General features: G+C 35.5%; 12 protein-coding genes. 7 read left to right on the forward strand and 5 right to left on the reverse strand.

Features of this window, described 5'->3' with window-relative positions:
• Positions 1-17 precede the first annotated feature (17 nt).
• The 4 genes from fdhD to L2586_RS21325 are packed head-to-tail and all read left to right on the forward strand — an operon-like array spanning position 18 to position 7241.
• Positions 18-815, forward strand: coding sequence for a formate dehydrogenase accessory sulfurtransferase FdhD (fdhD, locus tag L2586_RS21310; protein WP_235294983.1), 798 nt, complete (start codon positions 18-20; stop codon positions 813-815).
• Entirely contained in the window at positions 802-3075 is a 2274-nt protein-coding gene (locus L2586_RS21315; protein WP_235294984.1) for an FdhF/YdeP family oxidoreductase, read from the forward strand. Before fdhD ends, L2586_RS21315 begins: the two co-directional genes overlap by 14 nt.
• Before the next feature lie 33 nt (positions 3076-3108).
• Complete coding sequence (locus L2586_RS21320; RefSeq protein ID WP_235294985.1) at positions 3109-5196, forward strand: putative metal-binding motif-containing protein; 2088 nt, start codon at positions 3109-3111, stop codon at positions 5194-5196.
• A gap of 56 nt (positions 5197-5252) precedes the next feature.
• On the forward strand, positions 5253-7241 hold the full coding sequence (locus tag L2586_RS21325; RefSeq protein ID WP_235294986.1) for a MopE-related protein: 1989 nt from the start codon (positions 5253-5255) through the stop codon (positions 7239-7241).
• Positions 7242-7283: 42 nt separating this feature from the next.
• On the opposite strand, the gene L2586_RS21330 is transcribed toward L2586_RS21325, so the two are convergent.
• From L2586_RS21330 to L2586_RS21345, 4 genes are all read right to left on the reverse strand, one after another.
• Positions 7284-7637, reverse strand: a complete 354-nt coding sequence (locus L2586_RS21330; protein ID WP_235294987.1) for a hypothetical protein — start codon at positions 7635-7637, stop codon at positions 7284-7286.
• A gap of 99 nt (positions 7638-7736) precedes the next feature.
• Complete coding sequence (locus L2586_RS21335; protein WP_235294988.1) at positions 7737-10040, reverse strand: T9SS type A sorting domain-containing protein; 2304 nt, start codon at positions 10038-10040, stop codon at positions 7737-7739.
• Between the two features lie 127 nt (positions 10041-10167).
• Entirely contained in the window at positions 10168-12087 is a 1920-nt protein-coding gene (gene dnaK / locus L2586_RS21340) for a molecular chaperone DnaK (protein WP_235294989.1), read from the reverse strand.
• A 218-nt stretch (positions 12088-12305) separates the two neighbouring features.
• Positions 12306-13292 (reverse strand): hypothetical protein, encoded by a 987-nt coding sequence (locus L2586_RS21345; RefSeq protein ID WP_235294990.1) that lies wholly within the window; start codon positions 13290-13292, stop codon positions 12306-12308.
• A gap of 422 nt (positions 13293-13714) precedes the next feature.
• On the opposite strand from L2586_RS21345, the gene panB reads away from it, so the two are divergent.
• Both panB and mltG read left to right on the forward strand, forming a co-directional pair.
• On the forward strand, positions 13715-14533 hold the full coding sequence (panB, locus tag L2586_RS21350) for a 3-methyl-2-oxobutanoate hydroxymethyltransferase (RefSeq protein WP_235294991.1): 819 nt from the start codon (positions 13715-13717) through the stop codon (positions 14531-14533).
• Positions 14534-14541: 8 nt separating this feature from the next.
• Entirely contained in the window at positions 14542-15570 is a 1029-nt protein-coding gene (gene mltG, locus L2586_RS21355) for an endolytic transglycosylase MltG (protein WP_235294992.1), read from the forward strand.
• Between the two features lie 10 nt (positions 15571-15580).
• On the opposite strand, the gene L2586_RS21360 is transcribed toward mltG, so the two are convergent.
• Entirely contained in the window at positions 15581-16045 is a 465-nt protein-coding gene (locus L2586_RS21360) for a hypothetical protein (RefSeq protein WP_235294993.1), read from the reverse strand.
• A gap of 74 nt (positions 16046-16119) precedes the next feature.
• On the opposite strand from L2586_RS21360, the gene tilS reads away from it, so the two are divergent.
• Positions 16120-17433 carry a tRNA lysidine(34) synthetase TilS gene (gene tilS / locus L2586_RS21365; protein ID WP_235294994.1) on the forward strand — a complete coding sequence of 438 codons (1314 nt, stop codon included), beginning with the start codon at positions 16120-16122 and terminating at the stop codon, positions 17431-17433.
• The last annotated feature ends 7 nt before the right edge of the window (positions 17434-17440 follow it).

The following is a 17440-nucleotide window of genomic DNA, read 5'->3' on the forward strand; positions in this document are numbered from 1 at the left end:
TTCATTAAAAGCAGATTTTGGAATCAGTAATAAAAAAAGAAATTCAAAGATTTTCAGAGCAGAAGTTTACATCACTTTTTGACAATATTATCGTCGAAGAGCCGCTAGAGATATTTATAAATCAAAAGATATCTCCTTACTTAGTCACTATGCGGACTCCGGGAGACGATATGAACTTGTCACTTGGGTTGTTGTATAGTTTAGGAATCATTGCTAAGGCAAGTGATGTCGAGTCCTATAAGGTCATCAATGATCATCAACTGATCATTTACTTAATTCATACCAATATTCCAGAAGCTAAAATACATTCTAGTTTTTCTAGTTGTGGAATTTGTAATTCTCAATCCTGGGAAGAAGTAAACTTCCATTCAATCTTTCCCGTATTTGATAAAGCCATCCGATTCTCTTCTAACACTATCCATCAATCACATATCAAACTCACCGAATCTGATGATTACTTTTCGTTAACCGGAGGAAATCACAAAGTTGCGCTATGGTCAGAAAAGGAAAATAAGATTTTTGTTGCAGAAGATGTCGGTAGGCATAATGCTTTAGATAAAGTGATCGGAAAGTGCATTTCAGGTAATTTACTTCCTTTAAAAAATTATATTGCCATTCTTAGTGGTAGATGTAGTTTTGAAATGTGCCAAAAAACATGGTTAGCTGGAATACCTATTATAGTAAGTAGAGGAGCTCCCACAAGTAAAGCTATCGAACTAGCAGATAATGCTGGAATTACATTAATTGGTTTTGCAAGATCTGAAAGTTTTAATGTATATACTCACCCATATCGAATCGAAAATGAAAGAAAATAAACCGACTATTCCCATTGAAGAAAAAATTGGAAAGCTTACTAAACCTAAAGATTTTGCTGCAGGAATACCAGCGCTGAATTCTTCGATTTCTCAGATTGCAAAGTATATGAAGCCTGGAGATGCTGTTACTACAATGAGAAAATTGAATCAAAAAGGAGGTTTTGACTGTCCTGGGTGCGCATGGCCTGACCCAGACGATGATCGCTCATCTTTAGGCGAATATTGCGAAAATGGAGTAAAAGCGATTGCTGAGGAGGCAACAAAGAAAAGTTTATCCGAATCCTTTTTCAAAGAAAATTCCATAAGCGAATTAAGGAAGAAATCAGATTTCGAACTCGGAAAGCTAGGTAGAATCAATCAGCCATACTTTAAAGCGAATGGAGAAGATACATTTAAACCTATAGACTGGAAAGCAGCACTCCTTCACATCTCGAATAAACTTAAAGGATTAGATCATCCAGATAAAGCAATCTTTTATACTTCTGGAAGAACGAGTAATGAAGCAGCATATTTATACCAATTATTCGTTAGAAAATATGGGACGAACAATCTACCAGACTGCTCTAATATGTGCCATGAATCCAGTGGCGTTGGATTAGGAAAAACGTTAGGAATCGGAAAAGGATCTGTTACATTACTTGACATTCATCAAGCGGAATTGATCATGATTATGGGCCAGAACCCAGGTACAAATCATCCTAGAATGCTCTCTGCCTTAGAAAAGTGTAAGCAAAATGGAGGAAAAATAATTTCTGTAAATCCATTAAAAGAAGCGGGTCTCGTCTCCTTCAAACATCCACAAAAAGTAAGTAAAGTATTATTAGGAGGAACAAAAATCACAGACATCTATTGTCAAGTTAATATCAATAGTGATATCTATTTCCTTAAAGCCATCATGAAATTACTCATTGGATACGATGAAAAGAATAAGCATAAAATTCTAGATTACAACTTCATAAATGATAAAACAGACGGCTGGGAAGCACTTAAGACGAGTCTGGAAGAGATAGATATCAATGAGTGCAGTAAAGCGTGTGGGATATCTCTTGAAAAATTAGAAAAAGTAGCTAAGCTATTTGCAACCAATGAAAAAATTATTATTTGTTGGGCAATGGGACTAACACAACACCTGAATGGAGCATATAATATCCAAGAAGTTGTGAATCTATTGCTTATGAAAGGCGCCATAGGTAAGCCGGGAGCAGGAACATGTCCTGTACGAGGACACAGTAATGTGCAAGGCGATAGGACTATGGGCATATGGCATAAACCAGGGAACGACTTCCTTAATAAATTAGAAGAGAGGTACCATTTCAAACCACCTGCAGATCATGGTGTAGGCGTTGTAGATGCTATTAAGACATTATATGAAGAAAAAGCTGCTGTCTTATTCTGTATGGGCGGGAATCTGCTTAATGCATCTCCTGATACCGAATACACTGCTGAAGCAATGAGAAAAGCGGATTTAATTGTCAATGTTTCCACAAAACTTAACCGAACACATCTCGTTAGCGATCATGAGTCTATCATTCTTCCATGTCGAGGAAGAACGGAAATAGATGATGGCCAGTTTGTGTCCGTAGAAAATTCAATGGGTATCGTTCATAAAAGTGAAGGGGTTCTTCCACCATTTAACAAGATCATTAAGAGTGAAGTTTCTATCATTTGCGAGCTTGCAGATATTTTATTCACTGATGCGAGCATTCCTTGGTTAAAATTTGCTTCTAACTATGATTTAATAAGAGATGAAATAGAAGCTATTATACCAGGTTTCGATAATTACAATAAAAAAGTGAGACAACCAGCTGGTTTCTACTTGCCTAATACTGCTAGAGAGCAAGAATTCGCAACAGATAATGGGAAGGCGCACTTTACCGTTAATCCCCTACCCGCTTGTCTTCTAAAGGAAAATGAATTTGCGATGATGACAATAAGAAGTCATGATCAATTTAATACTACTATTTATGGTGAGGACGATAGATATCGAGGTATAAAAGGAATGAGAAGAATTGTGTTTATGAATGAAGAGGATATGAAAAACTTGGGATTGAAACAGTTTGATGAAGTCAATTTATATAGCTATTTCAATGAGGAAGAAAGGTCCGCTTTACAATTTAAAGTCATTCCATATGATATCCCTAAAAAAAATATTGCCACTTATTTTCCTGAAGCAAATTCCCTTATTCATATCAACGCTTACGACAAGATTAGTGAGACGCCATCTAGCAAATTCACTAAGGTATTGATTAAGAGGACGTAGGGGGCAAGCGGATTTGTCGAGTCCTTTATCCGTATGAAAAAGTTTGTAGTATTTATTACATTTCTGGCATTCGGCTCAGGAATATTCGGGCAACAAGAAATAATTGAACAAGTTGATTTAACTGGAATTGTCAATTATCCTTTCGATATCGACATCCAAGAAGATGGTGACAGCACCATTTGGGCGATTCACAGTTATGTAGACGGTGGCCTTCTCACTGATCTGATGAAATATGATGGTGAAAATTGGATAGCATCTAGTTTTCCTTGCAATGACTGCCTTCGTGATTTAGCAATTGACACTTCAGGAATGCTCTATGCTGCTGCAAATGACAACGGTATTTACAAATTAGAAAGTGGAACTTGGCAACAAGTCATAACGGATAGCGCAATCAAATTGGGATTTACTACCAATGGAATCATGAAATTCGTGAATGATATTGGAATTTTCAGTTATGATGGCATGAATGTTATTGCTGGAAACCATACAGGTAAACCTAATTATTTTGCTTTGAAAGGCTTTGAAATTGACCAAAGTGATAATATATGGATTTTAAAATCTGGGGAGCTATATCAATACACTGACCAAACTGGTTGGGTCAGGAGAACAGAAGCCTACGATCCTGAAATGATCGAATTAGCGCCCGACAATAAATTATGGTTTGCAGAAAACACTGGTGCTTTTAGCTACTTTTTAAATGGCACCTATAATTATAATCAAATTCAAAATGTTTTCCCATCCGGTATTGCTCCATCAACAATCTTTATTGATTTAAATAATACATTTTGGGTAGGTGTCCAAGGTAGCCAACCTGGAATTCATAAGTATAATCCAGCGGAACAAAAAATATATAACGCAATAGAATTATTTGGGAATAGTAATCCTCCAACTAATATCTTTGTAAATTCAGTAGGTGATATATGGTCTTTTCAAAACTATAATAACATCGCAGGTCATGCTTACACAATAGCTGTAGATGAAGACGGAGATGGTTTTAATTCTGATGTAGATTGTGACGACAGTGATCCAGCGATTAATCCTGATGCAACAGAAATCCCCAACAATGATATAGATGAAAATTGTGACGACATCATTCTTATCATTGATGAAGACGGAGATGGTTTCAACTCTGATGTAGATTGTGACGACAATGATCCAGCGATCAATCCTGATGCAACGGAAATTCCTAACAATGATGTCGATGAAAATTGTGACGAGATCATTCTTATCATTGACGAAGACGAAGATGGTTTCCACTCTGATGTAGATTGTGACGACAGTGATCCAGCGATTAATCCTGATGCAACGGAAATTCCTAACAATGATGTCGATGAAAATTGTGACGAAATCATTTTTATCATTGACGAAGACGGAGATGGTTTCAACTCTGATGTTGATTGTGACGACAATGATCCAGCGATCAATCCTGATGCAACGGAAATTCCTAACAATGATGTCGATGAAAATTGTGACGACATCATTCTTATCATTGACGAAGACGAAGATGGTTTCAACTCTGATGTAGATTGCGATGATAACAATCCATTGATTAATCCAGCAGCACAAGAAATTCCAAATAATAATTATGATGAGAATTGCGATGATATTATTCTTATTATTGATGAGGATGAAGATGGATTTAATTCTGATGTAGATTGCGATGACACCAATCCATTAATTAATCCTGATGCGACAGAAATTCCTAACAATGATGTCGATGAAAATTGTGATGACATCATTCTTATCATTGACGAAGATGGAGATGGTTTTAATTCTGACGTGGATTGTGATGACAATAATCCCCTAATCAATCCTGATGCTCAAGAAATACCGGACAACGAAATTGATGAGAATTGTGATGGTGAATTAAGAGCCAATCTTTTTCATGTGAGAACTCAAAATAGTGAACCATTACTGGAAATAGATCAACAAGGTGAAGTGGGAATTGGTACGAGTAATCCTAAAGCAAAGTTACAAGTTACTGATGGTGATGTATTCATAAGTGACATCAATAAAGGAGTGATTATGAAATCGCCTAATGGCTCATGTTGGCGCATGACAGTCAGTGATGAAGGAGTCCCTATTTATACGCAAATAACTTGCCCCGATAGTCAAGAATAATTAAAGTTTATCATATATTAATAGGGATGTCATAACGGTTTTGTTTCTCTTTATATATGAAGAAGCAGATACTCATTTTATTATGTTTAGCATTAGCTGTACTAGCCTATGCTCAAGAAGAGAAAATTGAACAAGTTGATCTCAACGGAATTCTCAATTCACCTTTTGACATAGAAGGTGCAGAAACAGCAAATGGGGATGTATGGGTAATGCATAGTTTCATCGGAAATGGCCTGGAATCCGCTTTAATGAGATACGATGGTGAGGAGTGGTCAAGTGAAACTTTTCCATGTAATACCTGCTTAAGAGACATCAAAGTAGATCAAGACGGCACTTTATGGGCTGCTGCCGATACAGAAGGAATCTACAAACATGTCAATGGATCGTGGGAACAAGTAGTAGAAAATACTGCTATTAAAATTGCATTTACTTCAGATGGTAATATAAAGTTTGTTAACACTGATGGTGTATTTAATTTAATAGACGGAGCTGTTACAGAATCAAACAATACGGGTAGTCCTACTTTCTTCGCATTACCAGGTTTTGAAATTGACAATAATGACGATCTATGGATTCTAAAATCAATGGATCTTTTCCAAGTTTCACCTAATTCAGGCTGGACACCTCGAACCGAGTCATTTAATCCAGTATTGATAGAAATGGCTCCTGACGGCAAATTATGGACTGCTGAAAATACGGGTGTCTTAAGTTATTTTGAAAATGGTACATATAATTACAATCAAATAACAGGTGTGTTCCCAATGGGTGTAAAAGCAACGGCCATAACTATAGACCAAGAGAATAATTTCTGGGTAGGTGTTCAAGGTGATAATCCTGGAGTAACAAAATACAACTCAGAAGCTACTAAGAAATATAAATCAGAAGCATTAGTTGGAAGTGCTTCTCCTGTGCACAAAGTTTTCATTACTAGTAAGGGTGAAGCTTGGGTGTTTCAAAATTACAACAATACGGTTGGCCACATTTACATGACTGAAGTTACTGAACCTGTTGATGCAGATGAAGACGGCTTCAATGCAGATGTAGATTGTGATGATAATGATCCAGCGATCAATCCTGACGCAACTGAAATTCCGAATAACGATATTGACGAAAACTGTGACGGTGAAATTACTGTCATTGACAATGATCAAGATGGTTTCAATTCTGATGTAGACTGTGATGATAATGATCCGTCAATCAATCCTGATGCAACTGAGATTCCGAATAATGATATTGACGAAAACTGCGACGGTGAAATTACTGTCATTGACAATGATCAAGATGGTTTCAATTCGGATGTAGACTGTGATGATAATGATCCAGCAATCAATCCTGATGCAACTGAGATTCCAAATAATGATATCGACGAAAACTGCGACGGTGAAGTGACTGTCATTGACAATGATCAAGATGGTTTCAATTCGGATGTAGACTGTGATGATAATGATCCAGCAATCAATCCTGATGCAACTGAGATTCCGAATAACGATATTGACGAAAACTGCGACGGTGAATTAACTGTAGTAGATAATGATGATGATGGTTTCAACTCTGATGTAGACTGTGATGATAATGATCCATCAATCAATCCTGACGCAGCTGAGATTCCGAATAACGATATTGACGAAAACTGTGATGGTGAAATTACTGTCATTGATAACGATGAAGATGGTTTCAACTCTGATGTAGATTGCGATGATAATAATGCAGCAATCAATCCAGATGCAACTGAAATTCCAAATAATAATATAGATGAAGACTGTGATGGTTCTGACCTAACCAGTTCACTCGAAGAATTTGAAAATTTAAAAATCAGTATTTCTCCAAATCCATCAAAAGGAAATACGCGTATTTCATTCACTCAACCTTTAAACAACACTGTAATTAAAATTATAGGTTTTGACGGAAAAGTAATCCAGCGAATAGAGTCTAAAAGTGCGCTTCAATACTTCGACATCAATACTTCTAATTTTTCTAAAGGTGTTTATATTGTCAATGTAGTTTCTGAAAACAATTTCAAGAATGAAAGATTAGTCGTAGAATAGTAAATGTACCGTTGTTTAATAATTCTGATTCGATCTAAGAATCTAGAATGATATTTTAATGAACAAACAGTCATCTTCTGCCTCAGCTGCCATGCCACCGCCCTCTCCTATTATGGAAAGACCATTGGAACTGATACCTAGGTTGCCTACAGCTTTGACGTCATCATTTTCATCTTTTACTTCTATCTTGTAGTTTCCATAAGATAATTGCAGTGTTATTAGTTGATCGAGAATGGAGGCTTCAGAGGAACAGCTTATGTCTCCTTGAGTTTTGAATAATTGCCCTTCTTCCTGATCGTCAATAAATAGAATAAGGTTCTCCGTACTTGCAGTAGCTGCAAAAAAATGTGCATTATAAGTAGTAATCTCCTTCTTTGTACACTGTATAACTAGCATACTAAAAAAGATAATAACGCTGAACCTTTTAAAAAGCAAAAACATCATGGTTGTGGATTTTCTAGACCTAGAACGGCTGAATCACATTAAATGTTATTTTTATTTTTTCATGATCATAACTTTTTCTTGAATACTTCCATCTAGAGATCTGATCAAATAAAACCCATTCGGCCAATCTGTAGCATCAACTCTTAAACCTTCCTTTCCACCCATATCATGATTAAGGTTGTGCATAAGAAATCCACTAGCAGAATACACCTGAATATTTTGATTCAAACCTTTGCTCCCATTAATGTGAAAAAAGCCTGAAGCTGGATTAGGATATATTAAGACATCCTGAATTCGTGGTGACTTTACAGAACTCGTTAGTCCATTCCACCCAATTACTGAAGAGGAATCTACCGTACTATTTTCAGCGATAAAAGTAGCACCACCAATTGCATGATTGTCTCGAATATTTAAAAATTCTCCATTTATAGTTCCTGATTCACTGAACAAGTAAGCACGCTCTCCTAATTCTCTGGAAGCAATCTTTATTGAATCTGTTGGAGTACCTTCTGCAGTTAGATTTGTAAACTTAACCGTATCTCCAGGAAAAATCAGAATTTCTGATCGTGGTGCAAATGTCAAATTTTCAATATCCATAGGACCATAAACCCAATTCGAGCCTATGAAATCAACCTTATTGTAAAGATAATTCTCACCATAAAATATAAACGAGCAGGTAATCTCTGTTTGGTCAATATTTAGATCAAGATCTGGACTAGAAGGAAACCACGTTTTCACCTCTATCGAACTATTGCTTAAATCTATTGTGGGATCATGTGTTTTACCTAATTTAAAAGAATTGTATGTCTTGATTGTATTTCCATTGCTATTAAAAACTCCATTAGAAATACTTATCTCATAAGCTTCCATAGATCCGTCTAATTCTATAGTCGATGTACTTCCAAAATCCAAATTTGATACATAGCCCCATGTCATATCATTGGATCGAATAGTCTGAATACTATCTCCTAGAAAATTCACTTGCCTCATATTTAATATTACGTCCTTTCCATGATGGACATCTCCATAAATTCCCAATTCTCCTTCACTTCCAGATTTCACCTGTAATGTAGTTCCTGGCTTCAAACCGGCTGTCGAGAAATTGTTAAAAAATATAGCATCCAAGTCTATATTGATCACAACAGCTTCTTCCTGAACAGATTTTTCATCGAAAATCACATTATCGATTGCGCTTGGCAATTCTATATGATCAGGACTGCCACCAGATGTCTTCGACCAATGATCTAAGTCACTCCATTCTCCTTCTCCTCCGATCCAATAATAGTTATTTGGTGCTGTAACTTCTACATTCCAGCCACTTACATTTCCATTATCTATGCTATTAAAGGCATTAAATGTAGCTCCACCTGCAGCCATATTGTCTTTTATAATCAGGTAGTTTCCATTAACGACACCTGCTTCTTGGTGCAAGGTTCCAGCCTCGCCCTCAGCTCTACTTAGGATACTAATGGGGCCAGAAGATGTTCCCTCGAAATGAAACTGCTTGGCAGTTTGCACATCTCCATTTTCTAATGTCAATGTAGTGGATGGTTCTACTCGAAATTCTTCAAAATAATTATTTCCTAAAACCCTATCAATTTTACCATCGAAAGTAACATGATTAAAATGATTGCCATCACCAAAAAACAAATTGGTTCCACTTCCAGCTCTTTCAAAAATGGTAATCTGACTGCTTCCTGCATCCAACCTTCCATTGCTATTTACAATAAATCGAGAGGCTCTAATATCGGAATTACCGAAATTAATGAAAGGAGACCCATCTACAGTTGGCGTTCCAATTCTTATTTCATGTGTGTGCAAATTGAATCCATGCAACTCTAATTTGCCATTGTATAATTGTAAGCTATTAACAATAAAATCACCTAGCAAATTAATTTGAGTAAGCGAATCTTCAGGACTGATGTGTAATGTACCACTAAATTGTTCTTGAGAAACCTTAATATTGATTTCGCCATCTCCTAAAAGATAGTTCTGTGAAACGCCCCAAAAATGGTTTCCTGACATCTCAATATCTCCATGTATAAAAACAGTATTGTAATAGTTACTCGATAACATTTTAGGAGATAAAGTCATATCTTTGATTACCAAATTCCGGCAGTACATACTATCTAAATCCAATTGAACCTCCTGTCTCTCAGTGGTAAATGAATTTTCATCAAATATTACATTATCACTAGCGCCGGGGAGTTCAGCATGCAATGTCGATCCACCAGAACTAGTTGCCCAATGGTTTAGATCACTCCAGTTCCCTTCATTTCCTACCCAAAAATAATCTTGACCTTGAAGGAGTGAAACTATTAATAAAAGGAAGAGTGTGTTTACAAAAGTTTTCATAGCTTAAAATTTCTACAAAAATCAATGAAAACAAGCGCTTATACATCACCCCTGAGGATGATATTTAGATATAAAAAAAGGGCGCGGATCGTAATCGGCGCCCTTTTATATTTATGATGGATTCTAATTATTTCTTATCATCCACTTCCTCAAATTCTACATCGGTAACTTCCTCTGTATCTTCTGATCCTCCAGCACCATTAGCACCTGCAGATGGATCAACATCTGGAGCGCCTTCAGCACCTTGAGTATTCGCATACATGTCTTGACTAGCTGCTTGCCATGCCGTATTCAACGTTTCAGTAGCTGCATTTACTTTCTCAACATCTTGTAATTTGTGCGCTTCTTTAAGATCAGCTAGTGACTTATCGATCGCTTCCTTCTTCTCTGCAGGTATTTTATCTCCATGCTCTTCTATTTGCTTCTCTGTTTGGAAAATCAAATTATCAGCTGCATTTAGAATATCAACTTGCTCTCTTGCCGCTTTATCTGCATCTGCATTTGCTTCTGCTTCAGCTTTCATTTTAGCAATCTCTTCTTTAGATAATCCTGTAGAAGCTTCGATTCTGATATTCTGCTCTTTGTTCGTTCCTTTATCTTTTGCAGATACATTAAGGATACCATTCGCATCGATATCGAAAGAAACTTCGATCTGTGGAGTTCCTCTTCTTGCTGGTGGAATACCATCTAAGATGAATCTTCCTACACTTCTATTATCTCTAGCCATCGGTCTCTCTCCCTGAAGAATATGAACTTCTACTGAAGGTTGATTATCCGCTGCTGTTGAATATGTTTTAGACTTCTTAGTTGGAATTGTTGAGTTGGCTTCGATTACTACATCATAAACTCCACCCATTGTTTCAATACCGAAAGAAAGTGGTGTTACGTCTAGTAAAAGTACATCCTGAACATCTCCGCTTAATACTCCACCTTGAATTGCTGCACCTACTGCTACAACTTCATCAGGATTCACACTCTTATTTGGTTTCTTACCAAAGAATTTTTCAACTTCTTCTTGAATTCTAGGAATTCTAGTAGATCCTCCTACTAAAATAACTTCATCAATTTCACTTTTAGAAATTCCAGCATCTTTTAATGCTTCTTGGCATGGCTTAAGTGTTCTTGTAATCAAATCATCAGCTAATTGCTCGAATTTTGCTCTAGATAATTTAAGTACTAAGTGCTTAGGCACACCATCCACAGCTGTGATATATGGTAGATTGATTTCTGTTTCTGTAGAAGAAGATAATTCAATCTTAGCTTTTTCAGCTGCTTCTTTTAATCTCTGAAGAGCCATTGGATCTTTTCTTAAGTCAATGTTCTCTTGTTGCTTAAAGCTATCAGCTAAGTGCTCAATAATTACATGGTCAAAATCATCTCCACCTAAGTGTGTATCACCATTTGTAGATTTCACTTCGAATACACCGTCTCCTAATTCTAGGATAGAAATATCAAATGTTCCACCTCCTAAATCGTAAACAGCAATCGTAGAATCTTTACCTTGCTTATCGAAACCATAAGATAATGCTGCAGCTGTTGGCTCATTTATGATCCTTTTAACAGTAAGTCCTGCAACTTCACCTGCTTCTTTAGTAGCTTGTCTTTGAGAGTCATTAAAGTACGCTGGAACTGTAATAACAGCTTCAGTAACTTCACTACCTAAAAAGTCTTCAGCTGTTTTCTTCATTTTCTGAAGAACCATTGCTGAAATTTCTTGAGGTGTATATTTACGGTCACCGATTTCTACTCTTACCGTATCGTTATCACCTTTCACTACTTTATAACTTGTTCTCTTAGCTTCTTCTGAAACTTCAGAGAATCTGCTTCCCATAAATCTTTTAATTGAAGAGATTGTTTTCGTAGGGTTGGTGATAGCTTGTCTTTTCGCCGGGTCACCAATCTTACGCTCTCCATTGTCTAAGAATGCTACGATAGAAGGTGTAGTTCTCCTTCCTTCGTCATTAGGGATTACAACTGCTTCATTTCCTTCCATTACGGAAACACACGAGTTTGTTGTTCCTAAATCTATTCCAATGATCTTACCCATTATTATATTATTTTTTGATTTTTAATTTTAATTACACTTATACTTAATCAATCCATATGCCAACGGGGCAAAACTGACATTTTGTACAAAAACTAAGGAAAATGGGCAAAACAACATGACATATTTTATTTTTTCATATGTCAATTTGGCGCAAACCTATTATAAAGGCTTGTTTATCGATTCAACATTGCATTGAATAAAACAGGCATTATCTAATTCTAAAAATTAAAATTGAGAGATTTTGTTAAATCATTTGACTTTACCACGTTCTGAGCAACAGGTGTCAATAAAACTCTTTTCTTAAATTTTCTATTCCTTGATGAAAAAATACCTCGCCCTTCTGAAAGATTAGTATAAAATGGTATTTCCTGTGATGCTGTAATTCCAAGATTAGCCTGTCCTACTCTAACATAGTCTAATATTTCCTGGCCACCAGCATCGATCACGACATCTATTCCTATGAAGTCTCTTCTTATATTTTCCTTCACCTCTATATTATTCTGTAGGAATACAAAGAATTCGTTTCCTAACTTTAAAATTTCAGTCTCATCAGTAATACTTTTCGCTAAACTCCATTCCAATGTTACAGGAACAGGTTCCATATCTGGATCAAGCGTATTTACTTCTTCGAAATTTACGATCATACTAACATCATACACTGAAGGAACATTTCCAGTAGACTTAGGAAACCAACTCACTCTGAAATTCGTGTTGATATCAAAATTTAATCTTGTACTTGGCTGAGTGATAAGAATGGTGTCAACTACTGTGGTCGTTGCGCGAATAGCTTCCTTACCTTCACCTCGATTAATAACCAATTCATAAGATTCACCCGCAGAGAGACTCATTTCAGAGGTACCTATTGTATATAATGTGTTAGGATCTACAGCGAATGCACCCTCATCTCTTGGAAGTCCAATTTCATTCCCGTTTACTTTTCTTAGAGTGTGAACCTCATTATTCCGCAAATTAACAAGTTGAACATCTAATGAAGGATAATATATAGAATCCGATATTACCGCAATTTCCGTAGCAGATCTATCTGGATCCAAAAATGCCCTTTCAACTCTTATGAACTGATTCTCCTCAGAAACTGATAGCAATCCGTATACAATAGGAATATCCTGATATTCTGCATTTAAAACTAATGTGTTATCACAGCTAAAAAGTAATACGATGGTTATAATTCCAAGTGTGTATCTCATTTCGCAAAGGTAAATATTATTTGTTTTTTGTCTTCGTTATTTGTAAGTCTTTTCGTCTATCTAAGTCTGAACGACCATTGACCTTAAATAATGGAGAAGAAAATCCAAGGGAAATACCTTGTGTGAGATACCCGTAGTCATTAGTACTTTTTGTAGAACCGACACCCATTATATCTACTGCTAAATCAAACTAATTTTTGCTCTCCTATGGTTATAGAGTCTAAAATTGATCGCAATACTATTAGAAATACCTATATTCTTTTTTACAGTGTTCGACATGATATCAGTATCCACAAAATTTAAATGAGGCCCCGTATAACCACAAGTTTTTCTTTACATCTTGTCCTCTAGCTGAATCTATTTTGATCTTCGTCTACACTTCAAATATTTTTATATACATTTGAAATTAAATTTGAAAATAAATGTCTGTAGCAAAAGGTTCCGTTAAAAGAGTTACCACTAGTATCCTTCAAAACATGAAAGACAATGGTGAAAAAATAAGTATGCTAACTGCATATGATTTTTCTATGGCTAAAATATTAGACGATGCTGGTACTGAAGTTTTGCTTGTAGGTGACTCCGCTTCTAATGTGATGGCTGGTCATGAAACAACACTACCTATCACCTTAGATCAGATGATCTATCATGCTTCTTCTGTTATTCGTGGCGTAAGTAGAGCATTCGTTGTGGTAGATTTACCATTCGGATCTTACCAAGGTAATTCTAGAGAAGCGTTACAATCTGCAATCAGAATCATGAAAGAAAGTGGTGCTCATGGTGTGAAAATGGAAGGTGGTGAAGAAATTAAAGAATCTATTACAAGAATTCTTTCTGCAGGTATTCCGGTCATGGGACATTTAGGTCTTACGCCTCAGTCTATTTACAAATTTGGAACCTATGTCGTAAGAGCAAGAGAAGAAGAGGAAGCTGCTAAACTTAAATCTGATGCCAAACTGCTCGATGAATTAGGATGTTTCGGTGTTGTTCTTGAAAAAATTCCAGCTGCTCTCGGAAAAGAAGTAACAGAATCAATCAGTATTCCTACGATTGGTATCGGAGCAGGTCCACATACTTCGGGACAAGTTTTAGTTACTCATGATTTACTAGGCATTACTAAGGATTTCCACCCTAGGTTCCTTAGAAGATATTTGGACTTATACGATGAAATTAAAGGTGCAGTAGGGCAATATATCAAGGATGTAAAGAGTTCAGATTTTCCAAATGAAAAAGAACAATATTAATTGCTCAGATGAAAAAAGTTCTCTTAGTTCTCCTTGTTTTACTATTGATTGCCGGTGGTATTGCTTATTATGTATATCAAAGTATATTTAAAGAAAATGTACTCATTGGCCTAGAAGATCGCGAATTGTATATTCCTACTGGATCTACCTACGATGATGTGAAACAATTATTAGAAACAGAAGGAATTATAAATAATGCTTCCTCTTTTGACAGAGTTGCTTCTTGGATGAAGTACAAAGAAAGTGATATTTCATCAGGTAAATTTACTATCAAATCGGATTGGAATAATAAATCACTTATCTCTTTATTGAGATCTGGGAAACAAACACCAATCAAGATAACCTTTAACAATTTACGTACAAAGGAAGATTTAGCTGGAAAGATTAGCTCTTACATTGAGCTAGATTCACTAACGCTAGTAGAATACTTCCAAAACGAGGAGACACAAAAATCTTACGACTTACTTCCAGAAACATTCCTCACCCTATTCATTCCTAATACATACGAGTTTTACTGGAATGTAACAAAGGAGGAATTGGTTACAAGACTAGCTAAAGAACATGACAAATTTTGGTCTAGAGAGGAACGAGAGTCTAAAGCTCAAGCGCTAAATTTATCAAAAGAGGAAATATATACATTGGCCTCCATAGTAGAAAAAGAATCTCAGAGAAATCAGGAGAAACCTAGACTTGCTGGTGTGTATCTGAATAGAATAGAACGAGGAATTCCTCTCCAAGCGGACCCTACTGTAGTATATGCCAATGGAGATTTCGGTCTACGAAGAGTATTACTGAAGCATTTGGAGTTCGATTCACCTTATAATACATATAAATATGCAGGTTTGCCTCCTGGACCAATTTATATGCCATCTATTGCTAGTATTGACGCAGTTCTAAATAGAGAGAAACACAAGTATTTATATTTCTGCGCGAGTCCAGAAATACAAGGCGCACATCTTTTTGCTGAAACATTATCTCAGCACAATGCTAATGCTAGAAGATATCACAGATGGTTGAATGCTCAAGGAATCAGGTAGATATTTATGCTTATTTTTCTAAATTCGAACTTTTCTTGACCAATTTTAACTGCATTGCATGATGTCCAAACTTCGGAGTCCCAATCCAAACCATCATTGCTTTATTATGCTTTATAGACCATTCTGAATTTAAATCAGGATTATCAGATTCAAGTAGAACAATGTTCTTATTTAGATCTAAATTATATTTACCTAAATTCGAGAAACCTTCACCTTTCCATGAATAAGAACCATTTTCTTTAAATTCAACAATGCTTTCAATCCAATTATTATTAGCCGAGATCTGCCCATTATCTAATACGATTTCGACTATCCAAGAATTATTCGTTAACGTAGATTTCTCTATATTATCACTAGATTGAGGTGCAGCCTTTTGACTGGAAGCAGCAGGAACTACTTTATCCTTATTATCCGTAGTGCTATCCGTTTTACAGGCAACACAAATTATTAAAACTGAAAAAATAAAATACTTCATTATTGAATTTCCTGATTTTGATATTTATTTTAGTAATATTCGGAATCTTAACTAAGCAGTGTAAAATTAAAAAGATGCTTGACAAATTCAACCATTTTATTTCTAATCAAGAATTAGTCCATAAAAGTCAGAAGATTCTGATTGCAGTCAGTGGAGGTGTAGATTCAATGTGTATGACTGAATTATTCCGAAGAACGGGATATGATATAGGCATTGCTCATTTAAACCATGGAATGAGGGGCAATAGCTCTGATGAAGATGAAAAATTATGCAAAGCGTATGCTAAAAAACACCAAATTGAATTCTTTTCAAGGAAAGTAGATTTTTCAGATATCACCAGTAATTTCCAGTCTGAAGCTCGACGAATTCGATATAAATGGCTGAATCAGATCGTATCAGAAAATGACTATGACCTAATAGCTACCGCACATCATAAGGATGATCAAATAGAAAACTTCTTCATTAGGATTAACAGAAATTCTGGATTAAATGGGTTAAGTGGTATTAAAGCAAAATTTAATAATATTATTAGACCATTACTATTTGCTTCTAAAGAAGATATTTTACTCTTTGTACAATCAGAGAACATTCCATTTCGAGAGGATGAATCCAACATAGAATCAAAATATCGCAGAAATTTCTTTAGAAATGAAATCATTCCTTTAATAGAAAAGAAGATTCCTGGATATAAGTATAATGTTCATTCTACTATAGAAAAGGTAAATGAAGCAAATGTTCTTTTAAATCATTTGGTTTCAGGGATCGAGGATGAGGTTACTTTTAAAGAAAATGACCAAATTTTCATTTCGTTGCATGGTCTCAAGACATTTCCTTCACCCCAATTAATACTTTTTTATATTTTGCATAAATATGGATTAAATAGAACACAATCAGATAATTTATACGAAGCGGATACTGGGGCTGTAATCCAATCAGAAAAATTAATTTTCTTAAAGAATAGATCGGAAATCGTCATAAAAAAGAGATCAACAAAAAAATCTTCAATTATAAATATTGAATTATTCGAGACTCCATATCCTATAGGCAGATTAAATGAAATCACTTTATCTAAAGTGGATAATAAACAGCAGAAAAATAATGAAAGTGAAATATTTATAAGTCCTGAAGTAAAATTACCACTAACCGTTAGAAGTCGAAAAGAAGGAGACCGGTTTTATCCAATCGGAATGGACATGAAGCAAAAAAAGGTTAAGAAATTTTTGATTGATATAAAACTTAATCAATTTGAAAAAGATGCTATTCAATTACTGGTGGATCAGAATGATGAGATAATATGGGTTATCGGCTACCGTGCAGATGAAAGATATAAAATTGATCCTGAAATGGAACACGTAATAAAGGTGAAAATTTCAAAACATAGTGGATAAAACATTG

The sequence above is a fragment of the Portibacter lacus genome (assembly GCF_021533215.1).
GTDB classification, from domain to species: Bacteria; Bacteroidota; Bacteroidia; order Chitinophagales; family Saprospiraceae; genus Portibacter; species Portibacter lacus.

Coding starts and splice junctions, on each gene's coding strand:
- L2586_RS21320 (WP_235294985.1), top strand. CDS start 3,109: ATGAAAAAGTTTGTAGTATTTATTACATTTCTGGCATTCGGCTCAGGA.
- L2586_RS21345 (WP_235294990.1), bottom strand. CDS start 13,292: ATGAGATACACACTTGGAATTATAACCATCGTATTACTTTTTAGCTGT.
- L2586_RS21325 (WP_235294986.1), top strand. CDS start 5,253: ATGAAGAAGCAGATACTCATTTTATTATGTTTAGCATTAGCTGTACTA.
- L2586_RS21360 (WP_235294993.1), bottom strand. CDS start 16,045: ATGAAGTATTTTATTTTTTCAGTTTTAATAATTTGTGTTGCCTGTAAA.
- mltG (WP_235294992.1), top strand. CDS start 14,542: ATGAAAAAAGTTCTCTTAGTTCTCCTTGTTTTACTATTGATTGCCGGT.
- L2586_RS21335 (WP_235294988.1), bottom strand. CDS start 10,040: ATGAAAACTTTTGTAAACACACTCTTCCTTTTATTAATAGTTTCACTC.
- L2586_RS21330 (WP_235294987.1), bottom strand. CDS start 7,637: ATGCTAGTTATACAGTGTACAAAGAAGGAGATTACTACTTATAATGCA.
- L2586_RS21315 (WP_235294984.1), top strand. CDS start 802: ATGAAAGAAAATAAACCGACTATTCCCATTGAAGAAAAAATTGGAAAG.
- dnaK (WP_235294989.1), bottom strand. CDS start 12,087: ATGGGTAAGATCATTGGAATAGATTTAGGAACAACAAACTCGTGTGTT.
- panB (WP_235294991.1), top strand. CDS start 13,715: ATGTCTGTAGCAAAAGGTTCCGTTAAAAGAGTTACCACTAGTATCCTT.
- tilS (WP_235294994.1), top strand. CDS start 16,120: ATGCTTGACAAATTCAACCATTTTATTTCTAATCAAGAATTAGTCCAT.